Raw genomic sequence first — 17,330 nt, forward strand, 5'->3', positions numbered from 1 at the left:
TTTGAGAATAGCCAAATATTTCGTTCTGTTTTTTTTGCTCTCCTTTTTGCTGCTTCCCAGTTCAGCCATGGCCAAAAGTATTTTTGAACACCAAAGCACGACTGTCCCTGAAAATCAGACAGTAAACGATGTTGTTATTGTCGGAGGGGACGCCACCATTTTAGGTACGGTCAACAGCTCCGTGATCGTGGTGAACGGGGATGCTCATATTCAGTCTTCCGCGCATATCAAAGGGTTTGTGTTGATCATCGGCGGTAAGCTGCAGCAGGACCCGGGAGCGGAAATAGCAGATGATGTTATTAATTTCTCTTTTGACAACGCGACCCAGAACAGTTTTTTGATTGGAGGCGGGCTTGTTGTTGGGCTATGGGTCATCCAGTTAGCAGGAAGCTTGATCATGCTGCTGATCCCGATCCTAATGACCTTGTTCGGGAAAAAACGAATGGTCTTGTTTATCGATAAATACAAGGCGGTATCTACCGGCCGGATGATATATACTGGATTTTTCAGCGGATTGTTACTTGTGGCTGCCTGTTTGTTTTTGCTCCTTACCGTAATCGGCATCCCTTTGATCCTGGTTCTCGGTTTGCTTGTGCTTGTATCGTTTGTATTTGGAATCACGATACTTAGTCATCTCGTGGGGGAACGATTTCAGGGGGCATTCGAAAAAGGTGATTGGATGAAAGCGGCAATAGGGGCCTTTATCCTGATGGCTTCGGTCAATATCCCATTTGTGGGCGGGTTAACGCTTTTGGTCATCGGATTGTTTTCTCTTGGCATCACAACAACTTGGGTGGTGGAAAAAGCAAAGAAACGAAAGCAAAGCTAATGGGAACGTGAGGGGGATAACTTGAAGACAAAGCCTTTTGCGATGAGTCCAGTTATTTTTATTATGGGATTGGTTAGTTTGTTTACCGATCTCTCCGGGCAAATGATCGTTCCGATTTTGCCGCTGTACTTAACCACCGTGCTACACGTCCAGATGGGGACCCTTGGGGTGATTGAGGGGATTGCTGAAAGCACGGCAAGCCTATTAAAGTTGTTTTCGGGCTGGATGACCGACCGAATTGGAAAGCGAAAACTGTTAATGGTGATTGGTTATGGCCTTTCTAACTTGGTAAAACCCTTTTTTGCCTTAAGTGCTTCATGGGGTCAGGTGCTTGTGATTCGTTTTGCGGATCGCTTCGGAAAAGGGATACGGGTTTCGCCGCGGGACGCTCTTCTCGCGGATTTAACAACGAAAGAGGAGCGAGGGAAAGCTTTTGGGTTTCGTCGAGCTATGGATGCTTTAGGCGCGGCGTTGGGACCATTATGCGCCTTTGGGATTCTTGCCATATACGAAGGCAATTATCGTTTGGTTTTTTTGGCATCGATCATCCCAGGTGCGATTGCGATATTGCTGCTCATTTTCTTCTTAAAGGAAAAGTCGGATTCACAGCCGCACAAACCCCGGGAATTACCCAAAATACGTTTTAAACAGATGGATCGGAAATTTATCTGGTTTTCCCTCATTATTACTTTGTTTACACTCGGGAACTTCTCGGATGCGTTCTTGGCGCTTAGGGCGCAGGATGTCGGAATGCAGATTTCCCTTATTCCCCTTGCCTTTTTCACGTTTAACCTCATTAGCAGTTTGTTTTCAATGCCGGTCGGGGCGCTGTCTGATCGAATTGGTCGGCGGCCCATATTGATTACTGGTCTTTTTATTTTTGCCTTCATTTACTTCGGATTTGGCTTTGCTAACCATGTCGCTTGGATTTGGGTGCTGTTTATTTTATATGGTTTTTATTATGCGTTTACCGAAGGGATTCAAAAGGCATATATCGCGGATATTGTTCCTGAAGGTCAAAGGGGCACGGCAATGGGTACATTTAACGCGTTAACCGGTCTTGCGGCGTTACCGGCAAGCGTTATGGCAGGGTTTCTTTGGCAGGCTTTTGGACCCGCAGTTGCTTTTGGCGCAAGCGGTGTTATTGCCCTGGTTTGCGCGTTGTTGCTCATTTTGATTCGGATATAAAGCCTTCAAGTTGATTTTCTCAATCTTTACTCCTTTTGTCGATTGCAATGTGGATAAGGACCGGAAAGCGGAATAAACAAAGAGAAGTCCCTTTAAATGCTACATGCAGGGAAGCGCTCGAAAAATATATGGCCTCTTTGGATGGCAGCTATCATTATTTGTTTCCTTCTGAAAAAACGAGGGAGCGATTGACAGAACGAGCTTTACGGCATTTGATAAAAAAATATAAGGTTGCGGCTCGGATCGACAAGTTAAGCGCTCATGATTTAAGGCATCGTTTGGTTATGTAATGGCCAAGAATACGCCTTTACATCGGTTGGCACAAATTATGGGGCATGATAGTTTGGACACAACCATGATTTATGTTACGGCCCACCGGTCGGACCTACAAGGTGAAGTTGAAAAAATAGCATGGCAATAAGGAGAGGGACTTCCGGCAGAAACGTGGGAGGAGAAAGTACTACCGTTAAAGGGGGCACCTCACGAAACGGAAAATAATCGTACGCTAAGCAATTCGTTACATGAAAAACCGGACCCTATACAAAGGAATCTGGTTCTCGTAATTACAACTGAGCGAAGTTCATGGAATCAAGTAAAAAACATAAACGGCAAACAAGGTCTGCCGTTTATGTTACGTTTTATACACTTTTGTAACTGATTATTTAATCCCTTGAATAAGCTCGTTTAGAGCTTGTGTTAAGTTATCATTTAATTGAGTCATTACTTGTTTATCGACTGGGCTCTTTTGTGAACCTGCTACTTCCGGATTGAGGCTCTTTTCGATCTTGTCATATAAATCAGTACTGCGCGGCGGTACTCCATCTTCAAACGTTTTCCAAGTGTCTTCTAATTTTAGAGCCAACTCTTTTACCTTAGCATCGTTGCCAGAGGCGATTTCTTTCTTGAGATCGCTAGTCGTGCCAAGCATTTGATTTGCGCCTGCTTTAACCTGATCTATTGTAATTAACTTCCCCGAGAGGTCTAACAGCACCTGGATAAGCTGATTGTCAATTTTTAAAACTGCATCTTTATCAATTGTCGATGCTTTAGCCGCAGCAACAGCTGGATTCAGGCTTTTCTCGATTTGATCATAACTATCCGGATATTTTGCTTTGACCCCATCTTCGAATGAAGCCCAAACTTCTTCAAGATTAGGACCTACCTCTTTAATCTTGGCTTCGTCACCGGTGGTTGCAGCTTTTCTTAGCTGTTTTGCGGTCGAAAGCAGTTTTGCAGTTCCATCTTTCACCGAAAGCTCTGGAGCCTTAGTTGTTGATTGTCCCTGAGCTGCTGAATCCGCCGTTTTTCCCTCAGGTTTAGCGCCACAGGCGGAAAGCATGGCTGCGGATAGTGTTAGTGCCAGAACGGACATCATGAATTGCTTCTTCATTTTGTGTACCCCCAAGGATTTATTATGATTGAGTAACAGATGATCTTGCTGTGCTTTTAAATTTCCCCCATACAACAACAACGATTGCGGCGACCACAATCAGGATCTGAGGGATTGCGCTTTGCCACGATGGAAAGAAGGCAATAAAGCCAATGCTGGGTAACACTGAACTGTTCGTCGTTGGAATCGTACCCGCTAGTTGCAGGCTGTTGATGCCAAGACCCGCAAATTTAATGCAAAGGTATAGCACGATTAAGCTTGAAATAAGGAAAAATGGTCGTATCGGAAGCTTGGCGCCAACGTAGAGCATGATGAACCCGACAACCACCAGAACCCCGAACCCAACAAATATGCCAAGGAGGAGCTGCTGAACGCTGATTTGATTTACCATGCCGATAATGAACAAGACGGTTTCAGTTCCCTCACGGAATACCGCTAAAAAGGTCAGGACACCAAGAGATACGATATTGCCGGTGCTTATAGCCGTTTGTGTTTTCTCTTTGATATACTCATTCCACTGTTGGACGTTTGATTTGTTGTGCAGCCAATAGCTCATGTACAGAAGCATCACAGCTGCAAATACACCGGTCCAACCACCAATTAGGAAGTTGTTGTTTCCAAAAGCCCCGGAAGAGAATACGAATTTCACAACAACGGCGAGCGCCGCGCTGACGAGAATTCCTACCGTAACGCCGCCCCAAATCCATAGCTTCCCTTTATGATCCTTTGATTTCTTTACAAAGGCAAGCAACGCACCCACCACAAGAAGCGCCTCGAGCCCCTCACGAATCGGGATCATGGCAGCGTCCCACAAAGTATAGGTTGATTTTTGCGATAAAGGCGTAATGTACGTGATCATTGCGGTCAGTAATTTTGCCGCTTCCTCATACTTTTGATCTGTAATCATCGCATTAACAACGACCATATCACGCTCCGTGTTGCTATACACGGCGGCTGATTGGGCTACGACGTTTCCTTCGACGCTTAACCAACTCTCTCTGACTTTATTGATCGCGCTAAGTGATGTTGCTTGATCAAGCTTTAGAGCAGCATCTTTGGTTTGTTCCAAAAGCGTTACAAACCCAGCGAGTGTAATGTTTTCTTCTTTACCGCTCGCCACATTCGCATACTGCCCGGATGTGTACTTCACGAGTACCTGTTGCAGGCTATCCAGTGCTTTTAGGACTTCATCTTGCTTATTGACCGTAAAGGCGTACTCTACTTGCCCCATTTGAGTTTCGATGTCTTTATAGGCAGCTTTGGAATCTGTTTTAACGCTATCTTCAACGCTCATCCAAAGGTCGTGATATTGATCGTAGGTTTGTTTTGCTTTGACTAAATCTTGTTTAGCCTGATCGATCGTCTGCGATATTTGATTTTGGGCTTGCTTCATATTCTCAATGCCTTGACTAGCTGCACCAGCTGATTTAGGTAGGAGTAACATGATGAGCAAAAGCGGAATCAAAAGCGTCGCTATTGCCAATTTGCGCATGGGGGTGATCCTCATTTCTGTAGTTATTGAATTGATTATCATTTCCAACAATCTTGCTCTAGTTTACTTGAGAATGATTATCAGGTCAATCCTTGGACTGGCATTTCAATTGTTAATATTTAATGAATAATGAAATTCCTTATTAATTAAGAAATACTATTTTTAGAATAATAGTAACAAAAGGATATGGGATTAAACCGCCAACCGACTGACGTAAAGCCCGCTCTAATACACAGTTTTTACTATCATACCGCTACAATCCTGCCCGTTTCGTAACCCTTGTGAGTGCTTGTCATAATGAACTATACCTCAAATTGACGTCAGGTCCTGTGTGGGCTGTCAATCCCACTTTTTATTTTGGACGAGACCAAGACTCTTTACCTCTGCTTATTTTTAATGATTACAGCAAAACTGTTTCTCTAGACCCACTCAACCTTTGTCGAGTATGATTGTCATCGACATTGATAGAGAGTGGGGTACAAATGGAAAACACGTATGATGACATCAAGCAAGGCGAAAAAGGTGCATGGTTAAGTATTATTGCGTATATTTGCTTATCGGCTTTAAAATTAACCATTGGGTACTTCACCAACTCCGAAGCATTGTCTGCTGATGGTTTAAATAACGCCACAGACATTATCGCTTCCATAGCTGTTCTAATCGGGCTAAAAATATCACGAAAACCACCGGATAAAAACCACCGGTACGGTCATTACCGAGCTGAAACGGTAGCCGCGTTAATCGCGTCTTTTATTATGATTGCGGTAGGGATTCAAGTTCTGTATCAAGCAATTATGAAGTTTCGGGTTCCGAGCATGGAGTCCCCCGATATGGTTGCGGCATGGACGGCTGTTTTTTGTGCCATCGTTATGTATTTTGTTTATCGATACAATGTTCGTTTGGCAAGAAAAATCAACAGTAATGCCATGATGGCGGCAGCACAAGACAATCGTTCGGATGCGTTTGTCAGTATCGGTGCCTTTATCGGTATTGTTGGTTCTCAATTCGGACTTCCTTGGCTTGACCCTTTAACGGCTCTACTTGTCGGGGTTATTATTTGTAAAACAGCATTGGATATTTTCCGGGATTCTTCTCATGCTCTTACGGATGGCTTTGACGACGCCGAGCTTCAAACAATCAAACAAACGATACGCGATATTCCTGGAGTGGAAAAGGTCATTGATATCAAAGCCCGCGTCCATGGAAACAATAAACTGGTCGATGTGACCATTGGCGTAGACCACGAGCTTAACGTAAAAGAAAGCCATGACATTACCGAACATATTGAAAATAGAATTCATGAACTTCACAACATATCCAATGTGCATATTCATATAGAACCGTTTGAGGTATCGGATAGTCAAAAAGGATGATATATCCTGAATATTTTCAGAAAATGAAAAAAGCTCCTGCAGCTGCAGGGGCTTTTTGCTATTGTTCACCTTTTTTGCGTCCGGAATCCGGACCCGGACAGGCTTTTGACACTTCTTGAGATCCCCTAAATAACTTTGAACTTTGTCATCTCGGCACACTGAACCCGATTGGATAATATTTTGCATATGTAGGCATAGGTGGGCAAAGGAGGAGTAGTATGCGTGATCGACAACGAAAGAGCGGCGGATTAACCTTTGATTATATTGTTATTGGAACGGGGCCAGCCGGGGCGGTGATTGCCAAGATCCTGACGGATGATAAAAAAACTACTGTTCTTGTATTGGAAGCTGGGGAAAATAAAGATAGAGATCGGCCCATTCGGGACTCCACATTTGCACCCGAACTTGAAGAACAATTTTTTGCGCAATACTTTTGGCAGGGAGAAGGGGTTCCCCAAGAAGGAGTTGACGAACGCACCTTTGAATGGACAACGGGGCGTTTGACGGGCGGCGGTTCCTCGATTAATGGGGAGCAGTACGTAAGACCAACGGCAGCCGTTTTGTCGAAGTGGCAACGACTGCTCGGACCGATTTGGTCGCCAAGAAGGGCCATGCAGCGATTCAAGCGTATGGAACGGTTTAATGGTGAAACCTCTAATGCACAGGCACATGGCTTTCATGGACGAATTGATATCCGGCAGGCCCCGCGAAATCCAACTGCGATGGCTAATAAACTCGTGTCTGCCATTGAACAAGCGACTGGATTTGATGAAATACTCGACTATAATGATCCGAAAACACCGCTTGGGCCCTTCACTCGTTGGCAGCTTTTCCAAAAGCCGAACGGCCGAAGGGAAAGTTCATCAACGGCCTTTCTTTCCTCGGATATCGTGGGTCCCAGCAGTCGTGGGGTCAACGGCCGAAAACTGAACGTTTTTTTTAAATCCACCGCTCTCCGCGTGCTTTTCCAAAACAAACGCGCGGTAGGGGTGGAATTTTTAAAAGAAGGCCAATGCTTACGGGCGTACGCTCGAAAAAAAGTGATTATTTCAGCGGGCATTAACAGTGCGCAGCTTTTGATGCTTTCAGGTATTGGTCCTGCCGCTGAGCTTAAAGCGGCGGGGATTCCGATTGTGTTCCCGAATCCGAATGTAGGAAAGCGACTAAGAAACCATACGTTAAATTTCGCTACTTTTACAACGAATCCGAACGACACTCCGTTACCTGCCGGGGATCCGAATGCACTGTACACCGGGGGGGGCGTTCCTACCCGATCCCTCACCCGGAGCCGACCCACAGCAGCGGGGCGTACAACTTATCGGGATTGGTTCAAGCGACACCTTAACTGTGGCTATTTTATTTCTGAAGCCGAAAAGCCGCGGTTCAATACGCATTCAGAGCAATGATCCCCTGCAGATCGTGCTCGCCGATGAGGCTTTGTTGAAAAACCCGGATGACCTGGGGGCGGTAAAGAATATCTATCAAACTTATATCAGGAACATTGCGGCGCAGCTGCAGGCCATTGATCCGGCATACCGGCTGATTTCACCGACCCCGGATATTATAAATGATGATGCGAGGCTGGAGGAATTCATCAAGGAAAATTTTGCGCACAATCACCACCAACAAGGCTCACTTCGCATGGCACCCCTTCGAAATGGTGGTGTTGTCGATCGACGTGGGGCCGTACACGGTGTAAGGGATTTAATTGTTGCCGATGACTCCATTATCCCGTTTACGGTGGATGGAAATACCTCGGCCCCCGCGTTTCTCATCGGGTTGACCATTGCCGAGCAATTACGTAAGCGAAAGCCGGTGAGTCGCAGACGGGGCTGGGAAGATTTCGAAGAGTGATAGGAAACGATCCGCCTTAGGCTTCAGCAATAAGGGGCGAGCTCTTTGCTGAACTTTTCTTCTATAGGAGCCTAACAAACAGAAGGGATAGGGAGCGTGCATCAATGGAAATGCAAAAGCTCCTGCAGTTGCAGGAGCCTTTTTGTTCTTACAAATTTAGCTCATTAAAATGATAAAAGAGGAGGATGAGCTATGAAGCACCGAAAACCGGTTCCCCTTAAAAAAAGAAGTGATAAGGGATTTGAAAAGCTCCACAGCCATTTTAATGAGTTGGACTTCCTGTACGACAAATCAGGCGTCCAAGATAAAGATCAACAACAACAGAATAAGGCAAGTACCAAAAAAAAGTAAAGGTTTTCGGCTTTTTACTATAGTTTTCTTACGACAAGATGAAGAAGAATCATTATCATTGTGCGTAGAATCTGCTAGATCCGAGTGGAGATCGTCACCCAGATGCGTTATTCGGCAAGGTTCTGGCTAACTCATTTAAAGACATAGGAGAGGATCTTCATTTATGAAAAAAATCGTTGAATCTTCGATGCAACGAGCAACAATTATTATTGTGTGCATGGTTCTTATTTTAGCATGGGGTGCCGTTTCCGCATTTCAAATGCAGCGAGATTATCTTCCTTGCATCAACAACTCGACGTTAATGGTATCTTTACGCGATAATTTTTAATTATATTGACAATGATAATCATTCCCAATATAATTTGAACATATGAGAATGATTATCATTCTAAGTTATATCACATTACATACCCAAAATGGGTGGGAGGTCTTTGGTTCATGAGAACATCAGTAATTAGATCGGCGAAATTGGTATCGATAGTTTCCCTTACAGCCACAATGCTTATTGCTTGCAGCGATAGCACGCAAACATCGACTGCAACAGAAACGAAAACTGCGGCCTCATCCGCTCCGTCAGCAACTACTTCACAAATAGTCTCAGCTACAGATGCATCGGAAGCCTATAAGGTAATCACAGATGAAATGAATAAGAAAGACTCAAAACCTGATTATGCGTTAGTGTCCAAAACATATTCAGAAAAATTAAAGTCTCTTGTTCAAAAGCGTGATGGTGAAAACAAGGAAACCACAGATCAGCTTATTACATCAGCAATCGATGGCGCCAAGGAAGGTAAGATGGATGTTATGGTGGCCAAACAGGTCGTAGATAAGCTTTTACAAAAAGTACTTTATACTTCAATGAAAGCGTCATTCAAGGAAGTTAATGCCAATTGGTCTAAACCGGAAGAAGCAAAAAAAGCATTAGCCGAAGCTAAAGCTTTTTATAAGCCTGTGCTGGAGAGTACTGTTCAAAAACGCGACAACACTTTTAAAACCACAATGGTTGATACGATTAATTCTGCCTTTATTGACATGGAAAAATCTATCGGTGGTCAAAGTACACTGCCTTTTGAGTTGAGTAAACAGGTCGCGGACAAAACATTAATGAAGACCTTCACCCTTGTTGTGGCCGCCAAGGATCAAGGCTATGCGTATAAAGTAGAGAAGGGTGCGGCAGAAGGCAAAGACATGAAAGTACAGCAAGCCGAAGGCTGGGCATTCTTTCAGAGCATTACGAAATATGTAGAAGGTCAAAGCAAGGATGATGCTGCGTTGATCAATAAGCAGCTCGATGTGGCTGCCGACGCCAAATCCGTAAAAGGTGATGTTATTAACGGTGCGCTCGTGCGTGGTTTAGCCAAGGTTGCCTTGCACGAATATAAACAATCCCAAGAGAACTGGGGCCAAGACAAAGCCGCAATCACTGGATTAGAAGGGGCACTGTTCATTGACATGATATCGTTAGACATTACTCGCCTCCAGGGAGAAGCAACTTACACAAAATTAAAAGAACTTACTGACAAATACAATTTATATGTGAAAGATAATAAGAAAGAGGAAGCAGCAGAGACATTAAAGCAAATCGATACCATTCTAAATGAGACGATTGCCAAAGCGCCAAAAGCAGAAAGCTCAGAATGTGACGGTTAACTCATAACACAAATTGCGGTTATATGTATTGTATCTATCATGAGGCAGTTTCAAGCTCACACGTCTGTAAAACCAACGGATACAATCGTTCAATGGAAAAAAAGCTCCTGCAGGTGCAGGGGCTTTTGCTATCAAACCATTCCGAGTATGCAAGCACAAATGAAGCAGCGGGCCACTTTGCGCGGTCGCTCGATGCTTTTTGCCTTACATCAAACGCTCCTTTATAATGGGAATGCATGTTCCTATTTTAAGGGGTTTTTTTTATGCGAGAAACGAAAGTTACGCCGGGAAGCAATCTGATTTGGTCGAGCAAATTTATTTTACCGGAGCATCGGGAAGCCATGACGCGGCATGATGAAAATAGCCGTAAGTAAGTGCTGCCGTTTTGGATGAACAGGAGCAAGTCGGGATAGATCGGCTGGTTCGGCTTTCTTTTGATACGAAAACGGCGGTTACGCTGCGTGTGTTTGGAGAGTTTGAGGACCGGAAGCTTTCGGGCGTGGTCGTGCGGATCGACCGGCATTTGAATCAAATTAAGCTGGCCGGTGGGGATGAAGAGGAAGAATGGTTACGGCTTTCGCTGATCTTGGAAGCCGAGGAAATGGACGCTTCCGAATTGTTTTGATTTTGGATCCAAAATCACGTCATACTTTTACCGAAATCTGTCTTCAAAAGGAACCAAATAATTATTGCGGTATTATACCCTTGGGAATATAATGTAACCATGGTTACATTATATTTTCAGGAGGAAGCTGCATGTCGAAACCGCTTATTCAAGAAACGCAAACGAAACCGGAGGCCGTCCCCTATACACTTTGGCAGTTGGTTCTCTACTTTCTCAAACTAGGAACCATCGGTTTTGGTGGACCCGTCGCTTTGGCCGGATACATGTTCAGGGATTTGGTGGAAAATAGGAGGTGGATATCCAATGATGATTACAAAGATGGGCTTGCTTTATCCCAATTGGCACCGGGACCGTTGGCCGCTCAGCTTGGTTTTTATTTAGGATACGTCCATTATGGAGTCTTAGGGTCAACACTGGTTGCTATTGCCTTTGTCATGCCGTCTTTTTTTATGGTAGTTGCCCTTGGATGGGCGTATCAGCAGTTCGGGGGCCTATCTTGGATGCAGGCAGTTTTCTATGCTGTAGGTTCCACTGTCATCGGTATTATCGCATTCAGTGCCTACAAATTGACAAGTAAGACCATCGGTAAAGACAAAGTTCTTTGGTCCATATTCTTGGTCACAGCAGTTTATACGGCTTGGTCCGAAACAGAAGAGGTGCTTTTGATCTTAGGGTCGGGCGTTCTCTACTGGCTGATTAAGTCGCCTCCAAAGTGGCCGGGTAAGGCAAACCTCTCTCTATTTGGAATGTCAGCGGAATCTGCCACTTACGTAGCCAACGGAACGGTTTCTGCCGCAGGCTCCGGAACACTGTGGGAAATTTTTCTCTTCTTTGCTAAAGCAGGTGCATTTGTATTCGGCAGTGGGATAGCAATCGTTCCCTTCTTGTTTTCGGGTGTTGTTAAAGAGCACCAATGGTTAACGGACCATCAGTTTCTTGATGCTGTTGCCGTTGCGATGATTACACCAGGTCCTGTCGTTATCACAACGGGCTTCATCGGTTATCTTGTTGCAGGATTCTCAGGGGCCACCATTGCGGCTTTGGCAACTTTCCTGCCCGCCTTTCTTCTAACGATCATCCCAGCACCCTTTTTCAAGAAATACGGCAGACGTCCGGGGATTGCGGATTTCGTAACCGGAGTTACTGCTGCGGCTTGCGGAGCGATAGCTGGGGCTGTTTTTGTACTGGGTAAGCGGTCCATTATTGATATCCCAACGCTGCTCTTTGCCCTTATTACATTGTTTTTACTTTGGAAGGTAAAAAAAGCATCAGAGCCGGTTATTGTGCTCGGTGCTGCAATCCTTGGGTTGATTGTTTATCCTTTAACGCACTAAAGGAGAGGGTCTGATGCTGAAATGGCTGTTATTGGTATATAAAGTCCCACCCAAACCAACGTCAAACCGAGTATATGTTTGGCGTAAGCTGAAAAAACTGGGGGCTTTCCTGTGGCATGATGCCGTATGGATTCTGCCTTCAACAACAAAGACAAAGGAGCATTTTCAGTGGCTTGCTGCCGAAATAAAAGAGTTAGGCGGGGAAGCCCAAGTATGGCAGGCTGATTCACTTCTTATGGGCCAAGAGGAAATGCTTGTCCAGCAATTTGAATCACAAGCCAATGCAGCTTACGCCGCCATTATAGAGCAATTGAGTCAGCCGGAAGCGGACCTAGCTGCGGCATCACGAGCTTATCAGCAAATACGTCAGTATGATTACTTTCATTCGGAGATTGGTGATAGGGTTCGAGAACTGCTTGTAACAGGCAGAGGAGGAGGATTGGAAGAATGAAATGGGTAACGTGGGAGAATGTTGGCGTGGATCGCATGGCCTGTTCTTGGTTGATCCGGCGTTTCATTGATCCGGCCGCTGAATTTGTGTTTATACCCGCCGGGTCCGCAGAACTCCCGGAGGATGCAGAAGGATTTGATATTCCTGGCGTGAAGTACACGCATTATCGGGGTCACTGCAGCTTTTATACGATGGTTCAATCCTTCAAATTCAATGATCCGATCTTACAGCGCATAGCCCGGATCGTTGACGAAGCAGATACCCTTCAGGAAATATCCGTAGAGCCTATTGCGGTCGGCTTGGATTCCATTTGTCAGGGACTAAGATTAATAAGTAACAATGACCTTGAAGCGTTTGACAAAGGTCATCAGGTTTATGAGGCATTATATGCCCAATTAATTCAAGAAAAACCATAGTTACATTATTTTGATAGAGTCCAAAGAGCAGGAAAGCAGCCCCTTTTTAGCACTAAATGCAACCTTGATTGTTCAACTAAAAGATCACTTCATACCGACATTGACTCTAAAACTTTTTTTAAAAATTTGTGGACAACGATACGGAAGCAGCTTATTTGGGGTAGTACCAGCGTAGCTAACACCATCCGCAAACGTATGGATATAAATGTTAATTACTTGGTTTCACAATTTTGGGTTACCGCCAACATTTTAACGAAAATAGAAAGGCCGTGTTCCTTTACTCTAAGGAATACGGCTCAATTATTTCAAAAAAATATCAGAACACCAAAAATCATCAGCAATCCACCTCCGACAACTCTAACGATCCTAACGCTTAAAAGCTGACCGTTAGTTTTCCGCAAAGGAATATAAGCTTCGCTGATGTTGCCCACGAAGCTGACATTCCAATGCTGCTTTCAGACCTCGAGCCAATTTTTCAGGATCGTCAAATCCCCAGAAATGCATGAAGAATAGTCGCGGAGATTCAACCAGAAAGTGATTGTGGATTGCCATAACGGTAATACCGTGTTCAGTCAAAGCGTGAATGACCGGGTTAACTTCGTTTGCTAAAAGGACAAAGTCTCCCACTATTGCCGCTTTGTTACCAACTGATTGAAAATTGATCGGTGAAGCTACTCCCATCGTTGGCGGGATTACCATCTTGTTTTCCGTTATGGTTTCTGTGCGCGGAATGTTGAACTGTATAAGATTTCCGGTGCGGTGACCTTTCTGCCCCATAATAGCTTCGACTTTTGACCAATCGAATGATGAAGGTTGTTGGACTGCAGAAGGCTGAGTCAGCGGAGTACGCGTCTGAGCGAGAGCCGCCATCACGTTCCCGGCAAGCTTCTTCGGTTCACCGTGCCCTTCAATATGCAAAAACATGATGCTTGGCATTTCGTTAATAAGGTGATTATGCAAAGCCGTTATGTCGATGCCGCTGCTGCCTAGTTTCGAGATTACCGGAGGTACTTCCGTATCGAGCAGAACGAGATCACCCATCATCATCGCTGCGTTTCCATGTGGCTGAAAAGCGAGCCAGCCTGTAAGGGCAAGGCCCGGCTCGACCACAACGTCGCCAACGTTTACTTTTAAATCAGCTCGCGGAAACGTAACCTTAAACACGCCGTCCTGCAATGTGCCCTTTCGACTGAAAATATGTTCAAGCGCCTTCCAGTCAGGTTGTTTTTCGATACCTATATCTTCAGCGAAGGTCTTATCAACCGTCGGCAAGTTAAACGGCTGAAAGAAAACGACCGTAATCATCAACAAAAATAAGGTGAGTTTTTTCATATGTGCCTCCTGCAGAATGGGGGACATCCCTGTTGGTTGCCCCCCCACCCCGCGAACTAAAGTTTATGGCTGCCCCTGAGTCAGCTCGTAGACGATTCCCGGCTTTCTCCAAGTAGGGAAATCTTCTTTACAAAGTTCTCATGCTCGAGCAAAATATTCCTCAGCAAAATGGCAGAGGCGGGATCCCCGATCGTATCAAGCTGCGTGATATCATTTCGCAGTTTTGGGAACAACTGATTCAGAGCATTCAATTGACTTTGGAGCATTTCACGAATTGCGGGAACTCCTGCCGGCTCAAATTGAAACACCGCTGCTTGCGGAAGTGCGGTGGGATCTAATGGGACGCCACCTACGTTACAATACGTTCCGCAACAGCATCCGCGTGCTGCAACGAATGTTCGGCCCAGGCGTCAAATCACGAGTGAAGTTCCTTGTATTCGCTGCCCCTGACATACCATTGATGCTTCTCCCACAGTTCAAACAACTGAAACAATGTAGCTAAATCCGGATTGAGAATATCCGTGATTTGCTTCACCTTGGCAGAATCGAACCCAATCGGGCTTTTTTGTACGATTGAGCCTTGGTTAACCATAGCTGATTACTACACTCCTTAATTTTATGTGTAACCACCGTTTACCAGCGTATAATTTACCCGTGTCGTTCGATTTTATACAAAAAAAGGAATAACGCTTGCCGTACTTATGTTCCACTTTGAGGGTGTTGAAATAACCCCTACAGAGGGATGATATTATCAGTAAATGGAAATAAAGTATCGGAGGAAACCCCTTGGTTAAGAATCGCTTTTTGGGCTACTTATTTGCTCTAGCATCGGCAGCCTTAGTTGGTCTCTTTACTGTACTGAATAAATGGCTGCTTGTTGAGGATGTTCCCGCGCTCACAGCCGGTGCATGGACGTATTTTGCCGCAGGTCTTGCACTGCTTCCTTGGGCGCTGCGTTACAGTGGACTGAATTTCAAACGTCCTCTGGCCATGATGTTATGGCTGCTTGCCGGCTCGGTATTCGGACCTAGTCTGTATTTTGTTGGGCTACTGCTCACATCCGGTGTCGAAGGCGTACTTCTCATCAACATAGAAGCGGTGTTTACTGCCTTTTTAGCGTTTGCATTCTTTAAAGAGCGACTCAGTGGAAAAACCATTTTTGCAAGCGTTGCGATTATTGCCGGTGCAGTATGGATGTCTTGGTCGGGCACCGGTTTGTTTTCTTCAAACGCACTAGGAAACTTATTGATTGCACTTGGTTATCTAGGTTGGGCAACGGAAAATAACTTCGGCCGGCTCTTGGGGGAAGACATTCCTGCGGTGACGCTCGTTTGTGTTAAAGCTCTTGTAGCCGGTGTAGTGATGGGGATACTCGCTGTTTGTTATGGACAGCCAATTTTCGTTTCGTGGCATGTAGTACCCGGTATTGTTGCCAGTGGCGCAATTTCCTTAGGACTATCGCTGGCATTCTTCTATATCGCTATGCGGCATATAGGCGCCGCCCGAACGGGGCTTATTTCGTCAACATCAACGCTGTGGGGTGTGATCGGAGCGGTCTTGCTGATTGGAGAAAGCTTAACGCAAGAAGTGATCATCGGCGGTATTTTAATGATCGTTGGTATTAGTGGATTTGCTTTGGATGAGAAGAAATAACCGGATCACAAAAAATGTTATAAAAGGCGTTCATTCACCTCTAAATAACCGAACGCTTTTATTTTTCTCTTGTCATATCCCCCGGGGGGGATATAATCAAATTTAAAAGAGGTGATACTATGGGTATCGGACATCATCATGGTCCGGACGGACACGGACATTCGCATGACAGAGTCGATTCAAGCATTATCAAAAGCAAGGAAGCAAGCAATACTTATATGTCGTTGGTTGAATAACTTAGTTTTTGCCTAAAAATATGGATTCCCTCAATTATCTCAGGAAACAAAGGAACGACATATGCTATTAGTGAGGAGGTGAAAATAAGATTGGCGGTAAGTAAGTATAAAGTTGATGGGACAGGGATTAAATAGATTTTTTGGCTCGTTAGAGGCCGAAGTGCAAGGGACCAGGTCGGAATAAAGTTACTTATTTCGAAGCGGTGCAGACAAAACAACAATTTATCCAAGTTCATTGTGAAGAGGTGCCACTAATATGTCCGGTAAAAGGGAACTTTTGGATGGGGATTTTGATTATAGTTCTTATTTAGATCCATCCAGCGACAAATATAAACGGCGAGTACAAGCCTATAATCACGAATATAATCGTTTGAAAAAATATTTACCCCCACAAGGACGCCTCTTGGATATTGGCTGCGGAATTGGATCATTTTCTGAACTATTCGGGGACGAGTGGGAAAAGTACGGAATTGAGGTCTCCAAATCTGCGAAAGAGATAGCAATCCAGAAAGGAATTAATTTTGACATTAACTCTTGTGAGAAGGGAAGTTTTGATCTTATTGTTTTTAGAGGCAGTTTGCACTATATGGAACCAACGGAAATATTGTCGTATTCCAATATGATGCTAAAAAGAGGTGGTATCATAGCCTTTTTAGCGACGCCAAATACTTCGAGTATTTACTATAAATTATTCAAGAATCTTCCTTTTTTAGAAAAAGATATAAAACACTATTTGATTTCAGATAAAGAATTACGGACACTGTTGGAACGGATGAATATGGATATTTTAGAGATTAATAAACCTTATTTTAATACACCCTATGCAAGACCCATTCGAGATTTCCTATTTTTCATTTTTAATTTGTTCGGAGCCAGATTAAAATTCCCCTTCTATGGTAATATGTTTGAATTATTCGCTAGAAAGCGTGCTGTTAACGAGGGGTTTTATTGACCTCAGACCGAAAGCTTTTGGCATCTGAAGAAAAGTAAAAAAAAGTACCTGATTTTAAGCGTATGGCAGAAGTGTGCAAACAAAGCAAAAAAATAAATTTAAGAGCGGCGAGACCTAAATCAGTATACAATATTTTGTGGCCAGTGATCCGGAAGCCGCTTATTTCCGAATGCACGATAATTTTCATACATATGCCGTCTGAGA

16 protein-coding genes and 2 pseudogenes are annotated in these 17,330 nt (G+C 44.4%); 14 read left to right on the forward strand and 4 right to left on the reverse strand.

Annotated features, from left to right (window positions below):
* The first annotated feature begins 1 nt into the window (after nt 1).
* From G519_RS0101370 to G519_RS48625, 3 genes and pseudogenes are all read left to right on the forward strand, one after another.
* Nucleotides 2-829, forward strand: coding sequence for a hypothetical protein (locus G519_RS0101370; RefSeq protein WP_029193148.1), 828 nt, complete (start codon nt 2-4; stop codon nt 827-829).
* A gap of 21 nt (nt 830-850) precedes the next feature.
* Nucleotides 851-2,017: an MFS transporter gene (locus G519_RS0101375; protein ID WP_029193149.1), complete on the forward strand. Its 1,167-nt coding sequence runs from the start codon at nt 851-853 to the stop codon at nt 2,015-2,017.
* A gap of 53 nt (nt 2,018-2,070) precedes the next feature.
* A pseudogene (locus G519_RS48625) lies at nt 2,071-2,438 on the forward strand (tyrosine-type recombinase/integrase); the annotation flags it as partial.
* Between the two features lie 237 nt (nt 2,439-2,675).
* Here the strand turns inward: G519_RS48625 and G519_RS41295 are convergent.
* On the reverse strand, nt 2,676-3,407 hold the full coding sequence (locus G519_RS41295; protein ID WP_036631754.1) for a hypothetical protein: 732 nt from the start codon (nt 3,405-3,407) through the stop codon (nt 2,676-2,678).
* 22 nt (nt 3,408-3,429) lie between these two features.
* A complete protein-coding gene (locus tag G519_RS0101385) occupies nt 3,430-4,899 on the reverse strand; it encodes an FTR1 family iron permease (RefSeq protein ID WP_029193150.1) in 1,470 nt (489 codons plus the stop codon).
* 482 nt (nt 4,900-5,381) lie between these two features.
* Here G519_RS0101385 and G519_RS0101390 point away from each other — a divergent pair, with 482 nt between their 5' ends.
* The 9 genes and pseudogenes from G519_RS0101390 to G519_RS0101435 all read left to right on the forward strand — a co-directional run bounded on the left by G519_RS0101390 (nt 5,382) and on the right by G519_RS0101435 (nt 12,953).
* Complete coding sequence (locus tag G519_RS0101390) at nt 5,382-6,272, forward strand: cation diffusion facilitator family transporter (RefSeq protein ID WP_029193151.1); 891 nt, start codon at nt 5,382-5,384, stop codon at nt 6,270-6,272.
* A 218-nt stretch (nt 6,273-6,490) separates the two neighbouring features.
* Nucleotides 6,491-8,126: pseudogene (locus tag G519_RS41300) on the forward strand (GMC family oxidoreductase).
* A 192-nt stretch (nt 8,127-8,318) separates the two neighbouring features.
* Nucleotides 8,319-8,477 (forward strand): hypothetical protein, encoded by a 159-nt coding sequence (locus G519_RS49810; protein ID WP_154669522.1) that lies wholly within the window; start codon nt 8,319-8,321, stop codon nt 8,475-8,477.
* Between the two features lie 163 nt (nt 8,478-8,640).
* Nucleotides 8,641-8,805: a hypothetical protein gene (locus G519_RS49815; RefSeq protein ID WP_154669523.1), complete on the forward strand. Its 165-nt coding sequence runs from the start codon at nt 8,641-8,643 to the stop codon at nt 8,803-8,805.
* A 110-nt stretch (nt 8,806-8,915) separates the two neighbouring features.
* Nucleotides 8,916-10,127 carry a hypothetical protein gene (locus tag G519_RS0101410; RefSeq protein ID WP_029193152.1) on the forward strand — a complete coding sequence of 404 codons (1,212 nt, stop codon included), beginning with the start codon at nt 8,916-8,918 and terminating at the stop codon, nt 10,125-10,127.
* A gap of 385 nt (nt 10,128-10,512) precedes the next feature.
* Entirely contained in the window at nt 10,513-10,752 is a 240-nt protein-coding gene (locus G519_RS0101420; RefSeq protein WP_029193153.1) for a YolD-like family protein, read from the forward strand.
* A 131-nt stretch (nt 10,753-10,883) separates the two neighbouring features.
* Nucleotides 10,884-12,086 carry a chromate transporter gene (locus tag G519_RS0101425; RefSeq protein ID WP_029193154.1) on the forward strand — a complete coding sequence of 401 codons (1,203 nt, stop codon included), beginning with the start codon at nt 10,884-10,886 and terminating at the stop codon, nt 12,084-12,086.
* A 13-nt stretch (nt 12,087-12,099) separates the two neighbouring features.
* Nucleotides 12,100-12,537: a Chromate resistance protein ChrB gene (locus G519_RS0101430; protein WP_029193155.1), complete on the forward strand. Its 438-nt coding sequence runs from the start codon at nt 12,100-12,102 to the stop codon at nt 12,535-12,537.
* Nucleotides 12,534-12,953, forward strand: coding sequence for a chromate resistance protein ChrB domain-containing protein (locus G519_RS0101435; protein WP_029193156.1), 420 nt, complete (start codon nt 12,534-12,536; stop codon nt 12,951-12,953). The genes G519_RS0101430 and G519_RS0101435 overlap by 4 nt, the downstream gene beginning before the upstream one ends.
* 387 nt (nt 12,954-13,340) lie before the next feature.
* On the opposite strand, the gene G519_RS41305 is transcribed toward G519_RS0101435, so the two are convergent.
* Complete coding sequence (locus tag G519_RS41305; protein ID WP_051252988.1) at nt 13,341-14,285, reverse strand: DUF1259 domain-containing protein; 945 nt, start codon at nt 14,283-14,285, stop codon at nt 13,341-13,343.
* Nucleotides 14,286-14,700: 415 nt separating this feature from the next.
* Nucleotides 14,701-14,877 (reverse strand): hypothetical protein, encoded by a 177-nt coding sequence (locus tag G519_RS49820; protein ID WP_154669524.1) that lies wholly within the window; start codon nt 14,875-14,877, stop codon nt 14,701-14,703.
* A gap of 194 nt (nt 14,878-15,071) precedes the next feature.
* Between G519_RS49820 and G519_RS0101455 the strand changes: the two genes are divergently transcribed.
* The gene (locus G519_RS0101455; RefSeq protein ID WP_029193158.1) at nt 15,072-15,938 is read left to right on the forward strand and encodes a DMT family transporter; all 867 of its coding nucleotides are present in this window, start codon (nt 15,072-15,074) and stop codon (nt 15,936-15,938) included.
* Nucleotides 15,939-16,430: 492 nt separating this feature from the next.
* Nucleotides 16,431-17,126: a class I SAM-dependent methyltransferase gene (locus G519_RS0101465; RefSeq protein ID WP_029193159.1), complete on the forward strand. Its 696-nt coding sequence runs from the start codon at nt 16,431-16,433 to the stop codon at nt 17,124-17,126.
* Nucleotides 17,127-17,330 lie beyond the last annotated feature (204 nt).

The organism is Paenibacillus alginolyticus DSM 5050 = NBRC 15375 (assembly GCF_000422905.1).
GTDB classification, from domain to species: Bacteria; Bacillota; Bacilli; order Paenibacillales; family NBRC-103111; genus Paenibacillus_E; species Paenibacillus_E alginolyticus.